A 5,919-nucleotide genomic window follows, 5' to 3' on the forward strand; every position below is an offset into this window, starting at 1 on the left:
ACGCAGCCCTCAAGGCTTCGGTGGGCATCGATCCGATCGATCGGCGGCCCAGCTCGGGTGGCCGCCCGGGCTGGGCCATTCCTCACGGAACGACGCCATTATAGTCCGGCGCGCTAATACAAGGGTGGGCAAAGGCGCGCTCTTCGCGCGCCGTGCCCACCATCTTGCGACGATAGCCGGAGGCGCGGTGGGCACGCTTCGCTTTGCCCACCCTACGGCAGCGACGCTTCGCTACGAACGCTAGTGCTTCCCCGGCCCCATGTATCCAAACAAGAACCCCGCCACCTTGCGCATCTGGATCTCCTCGCTGCCCTCCGTGATGCGGTAGCGGCGGTGGTGGCGGTAGATGTGCTCGAACGGCTTGTGACGTGAGTAGCCCATGCCACCATGGACCTGCATGGCGCGGTCGGCGGATTCGCAGCAGAGGCGGTTTGCCCAGTAGTTGCACATGGAGACGCGGTCGGAGAGCGTGCGCTCGATCTGCTCTTCGGTGAGCTTGTCCATCTCCCATGCGGTCTTGCGGATCAGGAGCCGCAGCATCTCGGCTTGCGTGGCAAGCTCGACCAGCGGGAACTGGATCGCCTGATTCTCCGCGAGCGCCCTGCCGAACGGCTTGCGCTCGCGCGCGTACTTTACACTTTCATTGATGCAGTAGACGGCGGCGCCCAGCGAGCTTGCGGCCTGGCGGATGCGGTTCTGGTGCACGAAGCACTGCGCCAGCGACAGACCACGGCCGACCTCGCCGAACAGCGCATCATCAGGCACGAACACGTCGGTAAAGCTGACGCGAGGGTGATCGGTCGGCATGTTGAAAGTCCACATGTACTCCTCGATCTTCACGCCGTGGCTCTTCGCCGGCACGAGGAAGCAAGTTATGCCGCGCGCGTCGCCGTCATTGCCACCGGTGCGCGCAAACAGCGCGCAATGCGTGGCGACGTGCATGCCGGTCGTCCACATCTTCTCGCCGTTGATGATCCAGCCCTTGACGTTGTCGCGGGTCGCCGGCACCGCGCGCGTCTCCATGTGGGTGGCGTCCGAGCCGTGATTAGGCTCGGTCAAACCAAAGGTGATGCGGTACTTGCCCTTGATCGAGCCGTCGATCATCGCCTTCTGGTCGTCGCGGCCGCAGCGGTCGAGCATGGTGACGACCGGAAAATTGCCCACGATGGAGTGCTCGTTCTGAAGGTCGTTGTGCAGACCGAGACCCTTCGCCGCAAAATGCTCGCGGATCACGGCCATCCAGAGGTTGGAACCGTCCTTGCCGCCGTATTGCTTTGGCACCGGGAATCGCAGGTGACCGGCGGCATCGGCGAGGTCCTTGGCCTTCCTCAGCAACGCTTCCCATTCATGCCGCGGCAGGCCGGCATTCTCGAAATCGGTGCGCGCCCATTCGCGGCGATGATCGAAGAAGCGGATATTGTCGTCGACCTCTTCCAGCGGCTTGATCTCGCGTTCGATGAAACCGTCGAGCTCTCCGAGATAGGCGACGAGATCGGCAGGCAATGAGAAATCCACGGTTCTCTCCCGGATGATTTTTGTCGTTTTGCGTTAAGGCGCTGTGCGCGCTTTTGCTTCCCACGAGTAAGGCGAGAAGAGCGTGCGCAAGTCAAGCAAGCCGAGGCGTGTGAGAGGCGCAAGGCGCGCCCGCGCAATTCGATGGTGTTGAACTGCGCCCGCGCGCTAGTATGACGCCAATATTCCTTCACGAGAAACTGCGGAGCGACCATGGAGCTGAAATTTTCAAAAGTGGAACGCAAGGGGCCGATCACGATCGTCACGCTGTCGCGACCCGAGGTCTACAACGCGCTGCATACCGACGCGCATTTCGAGCTGCAAAAGGTGTTTGACGATTTTTCCGCGGATCCCGAGCAATGGGTCGCAATCGTCACCGGCGCCGGCGACAAGGCGTTCTGCGCCGGCAACGATCTGAAGTGGCAGGCGGCGGGCGGCAAGCGCGGCTGGGACAAGGGCGGCTTTGCCGGACTGACCTCGCGCTTCGACTGCGACAAGCCGATCATCGCCGCGGTCAACGGCGTCGCGATGGGCGGCGGCTTCGAGATCGCACTGGCCTGCGACCTGATCATTGCCTCCGAGAATGCGACCTTCGCCCTGCCCGAGCCGCGCGTCGGCCTCGCCGCGCTCGCCGGCGGCCTGCACCGGCTGCCGCGCCAGATCGGGCTGAAGCGCGCCATGGGCATGATTCTCACCGCGCGTCATGTCAGCGCTAAGGAGGGACACGAACTCGGCTTCGTCAACGAGGTGGTGCCGCAGGGCGAAGTGCTGTCCGGCGCGCTACGCTGGGCGGAGATGATCACCAAGAACTCGCCGATGTCGATCCGGGCCTCGAAGCAGACCATTCAGAAGGGCCTGGCCGTGTCGCTGGAGCAGGCAATCGAGGAGCAGCGGGAATACCCGGCGGTGAAGGCGATGGTGGCCTCGCAGGACTACATCGAGGGCCCGAAGGCGTTTTCGGAGAAGCGGCCGCCGAAATGGATGGGGAAGTAGGACATCCTCTCTCCTCGTCATTGCGAGCGAAACGAAGCGCGTAGGATGGGTAGAGCGCAGCGAAACCCATCGATAGACCGCGCAATGATTAAGATGATGGATTTCGCTTCGCTCTACCCATCCTAGCGATTCCGCGACAGCTCGCGCTTGTACGAGGCATAACTCGGCTGATCGACCGCGAGCTTGTCCATCGTGGTCTGCCAGAGGTGCTCGGCGAGACCCGGCGTCGCGAGGTCGACCTCGCCCTTGGCGATGCGCTCCGCGAGCGCACGATTGAGATCGGTCACCGAGCCGTCCATGCCGAGCAGCGCGCGCAGGCGCTCCATTTCCGCAGCGTCGCTCCCCTCCTCCCGCATCAGCTGCCGCGCGACGAGGTCGAGGATGTTGACGGCGACGCGGAGCTTGAAGGCCTGGTGGCCGGAGATCAGCGGCGTGATGTCGTTGCGGAGGAAATCGGCGACTGCCTTGGTCAGCTCGATCGGTGTCGGTTCGTCCTGCATGCTTCACTCCCCGCGCGGCGCAAGCAGCCGCAAGAGATCGATCTCGGTTTCCGAAGCTCGGCGGCCGATCATGGCGCGCTCCATGGAGTGGTCCGGGCCTTCGCGAAACCGCTGCATCATGCCGCCGCACATGATGCCCCAACGCAGCGTCCCCATCACTTCCCAAAACTTGACGCGCGCTGCATCGACCTTGCGGCCGGCGGCCTCATAGCCGGCGAACATCTCCTCGCGCGAGCCAAAGCCGCCGACGGGCTTGTCGAGCTCGCCGAAGCGCCACGAATTGACACAGACCCAGCCGAGATCCTCCATGGGATCGCCGAGATGGGCGAGCTCCCAGTCGAGCACGGCGCGGACGCCGTCGGCGCCCACGATGAGATTGCCGTTACGGAAGTCACCATGCACCAGCGTCTCCTCGTCCGAGGGTCCTGGATCGTGGTCGCGCAGCCAACGCAGCGCCAGCTCGAACACGGGCTTGGGCCAGTTCAGACTGCGATAATCGCGTTCGAACTCGCCGATCTCCTTCGCCGCGGTCATGTGCCGCAGTTCGGGTAGCTTGTCCTGGGGCAGCTTGTGCAGGCGCGCCAGCACGCCGCCGATCTGCCGCGCAAGCAGCGGCCGGGCCGCCGCAAATTCGTCGTCGCGCAAAATCTTGCGGGCGATGGTCTCGCCCTCGACCCGCTGCATGATGAAGCCGGTGCCGAGATCCTCGTCGGGCGTCAGCACATGCATCACGCGCGGCGATGGCACCCCCGCCTCATAGGCGAGTTGCATCAGCCGCGCTTCAGCCGCAAGGCCCGCCGCGCGCGTTGGAGCGGCGCCATAACCCCTCGGCGAGCGGCGCAGGATCGCGCCGATCGGCCCATCGGGATGCTCGATGTCGAAACGCCAGGTTTCCTGGCTGGCCCCGCCTGACAATCTTGCAGCAGCCGTGACGCCGGTGGCGCCCTCGCACCATCGCACGACGCTGCGGGAAAGCTCCGCTTCGATCATTTGCCTTTGAACTGCGCCGGACGCTTCTCCAGGAAGGCGCCAACGCCTTCTCGGAAATCGTCCGTGTCGCCGGCACGCAGCTGGCACTGGAATTCGAGATTGAGCTGGTCCTCGAAGGAATTCTCCGGGCTGTCCCAGTAGAGCTTGCGGATCAGCGCCAGAGCGACTGTCGGACCGCTCGCAAGATCATGCGCAAGCTTCATCGCTTCGTGCATTAGCACGCCATCGTCATGGACGCGGTTGACAAGGCCCCATTCCAGCGCCTTCTCGGCCGGCAGCCGCTCGCCCATCAGCGACAATTCGATCGAGCGCGCCCGGCCGACGAGCCGCGGCAAGAGCCAGGTCGAGCCGCAATCCGGCACCAGGCCGATGCGGCGGAAGGCTTGCAGGAAATAGGATGATCGCGCGCACAGAATCATGTCGCCGAGCAGTGCGAAGCTCATGCCGGCGCCAGCCGCCGGGCCGTTGACCGCGGTGATAACAGGGCAGTGCAGATTGCGGATGCGCCGCAGGAACGGATGAAAGCCGGTCTCGAGCGTCATACCGGCCTTGGTCTTCTTCGCCTGGTTGTTGCGGCCCTGGAGATTCGCGCCGGTGCAGAACGCCCGCCCCGTGCCGGTCAGCACGACGCAGCGCACCTCCTCCTTCTTCTCCTCGATCGCGTCGAGCGCATCGGCGAGGCCGCCCAGCATGTCCACGGAGACGGCGTTCATCACCTCCTGATGGTCGAGCCTGAGGATCGCGACCGAACCGTCGAAATCGAGCGTGACGTGTTTGAACTGCATGTTTTCCTCGTCAGTTGTAGTCTTAAAGATGTTTCGCAGACCGGAATTCCTTTTTGCCGGGGCGCATATTTGATTTTTGCCGCGGCCTTGTCCATGGTGGTCCGAACATACCTTGTCGTCGTATCGCACAATCTTGCGCGCACAGGCTGGCGTGCGGCCGTGCCAAAAACAGGAAACGCGCCATGAACCTCTTCGATCTCACCGGCCGCGTCGCCGTGATCACCGGCGGCAATGGCGGTATCGGGCTCGGCATCGCGCAGGCGCTTGCCGGCCAGGGCTGCAGCGTCTCGATCTGGGGCCGCAATGCTGACAAGAACAAGACGGCTGCCGCGAGCATGGCGGGCCTCTCTGGCAAGGTCGACACCCGCGTCTGCGACGTCACCGATCCGGCTTCCGTCAACCTGGCGATGAAGGCCACGCTCGACACCTTCGGCCGGGTCGACGGCTGCTTCGCCAATGCCGGCATCGGCGGCGGTGGCCGGCGCTCCTTCATCGAACGCACCGAAGAGGAATGGCGCACGATGTTTGCGACCAACCTCGACGGCGTGTTCCACGCGTTCCAGGCCGCGGCGAAGCACATGACCGACCGCGCCAACGCCGGCGATCCCTTCGGCCGGCTGATCGCGACCTCGAGCCTCGCCTCGATTTTCGGCACCGCGCGCAACGAGCATTACGCGGCGACCAAGGCCGCCATCAACGCGCTAGTGCGCGCCCTCGGCGTGGAGCTGGCGCGCCACGGCGTCACGGCGAACGCGATCCTGCCCGGCTGGATCAAGAGCGACATGACCTCAGGCCTGATGGCCAACGAGAAGTTCGTCGCCAACGTGATGCCGCGCATTCCGGTGCGGCGCTTCGGCGAGGCCAGCGATTTCGGCGGCATCGCGGTGTATCTGATGAGCAAGGCGTCGTCGTATCATACGGCCGATACGTTCGTGATCGACGGCGGCTATACCGCGTTTTGATTTTTCAAGTGTAGCCCGGATGGAGCGCAGCGTAATCCGGGACCGGCGTAACTTGGGGCAAGCCCCCGGATTTCGCTACGCTCCATCCGGGCTTCTGTAACGGGCCTTGGTTAGTCAATCCCTTTTTGCGTCATCCGCTTGCCGGGAACCTGCTTCTGTACGGGATCAACGCGATGG

6 protein-coding genes are annotated in these 5,919 nt (G+C 64.1%); 2 read left to right on the forward strand and 4 right to left on the reverse strand.

Features of this window, described 5'->3' with window-relative positions:
• Positions 1-240: 240 nt before the first annotated feature.
• A complete protein-coding gene (locus tag IVA80_RS27685; RefSeq protein WP_247437579.1) occupies positions 241-1,515 on the reverse strand; it encodes an acyl-CoA dehydrogenase family protein in 1,275 nt (424 codons plus the stop codon).
• Between the two features lie 210 nt (positions 1,516-1,725).
• On the opposite strand from IVA80_RS27685, the gene IVA80_RS27690 reads away from it, so the two are divergent.
• Positions 1,726-2,505, forward strand: a complete 780-nt coding sequence (locus IVA80_RS27690; protein WP_247437581.1) for an enoyl-CoA hydratase-related protein — start codon at positions 1,726-1,728, stop codon at positions 2,503-2,505.
• Positions 2,506-2,627: 122 nt separating this feature from the next.
• Here IVA80_RS27690 and IVA80_RS27695 read toward each other — a convergent pair whose 3' ends face one another.
• Genes IVA80_RS27695 through IVA80_RS27705 form a run of 3 tightly spaced genes read right to left on the reverse strand, consistent with a single transcriptional unit; the run spans position 2,628 to position 4,780 of the window.
• Positions 2,628-3,005, reverse strand: coding sequence for a DUF6285 domain-containing protein (locus IVA80_RS27695; RefSeq protein ID WP_247437583.1), 378 nt, complete (start codon positions 3,003-3,005; stop codon positions 2,628-2,630).
• Between the two features lie 3 nt (positions 3,006-3,008).
• Entirely contained in the window at positions 3,009-3,995 is a 987-nt protein-coding gene (locus IVA80_RS27700) for a phosphotransferase family protein (protein WP_247437585.1), read from the reverse strand.
• The gene (locus tag IVA80_RS27705) at positions 3,992-4,780 is read right to left on the reverse strand and encodes an enoyl-CoA hydratase/isomerase (RefSeq protein ID WP_247437587.1); all 789 of its coding nucleotides are present in this window, start codon (positions 4,778-4,780) and stop codon (positions 3,992-3,994) included. Before IVA80_RS27705 ends, IVA80_RS27700 begins: the two co-directional genes overlap by 4 nt.
• A gap of 182 nt (positions 4,781-4,962) precedes the next feature.
• Between IVA80_RS27705 and IVA80_RS27710 the strand changes: the two genes are divergently transcribed.
• Positions 4,963-5,742, forward strand: coding sequence for an SDR family oxidoreductase (locus IVA80_RS27710; RefSeq protein ID WP_247437589.1), 780 nt, complete (start codon positions 4,963-4,965; stop codon positions 5,740-5,742).
• Positions 5,743-5,919 lie beyond the last annotated feature (177 nt).

The organism is Bradyrhizobium sp. 139, assembly GCF_023074175.1.
Taxonomy (GTDB): domain Bacteria; phylum Pseudomonadota; class Alphaproteobacteria; order Rhizobiales; family Xanthobacteraceae; genus Bradyrhizobium.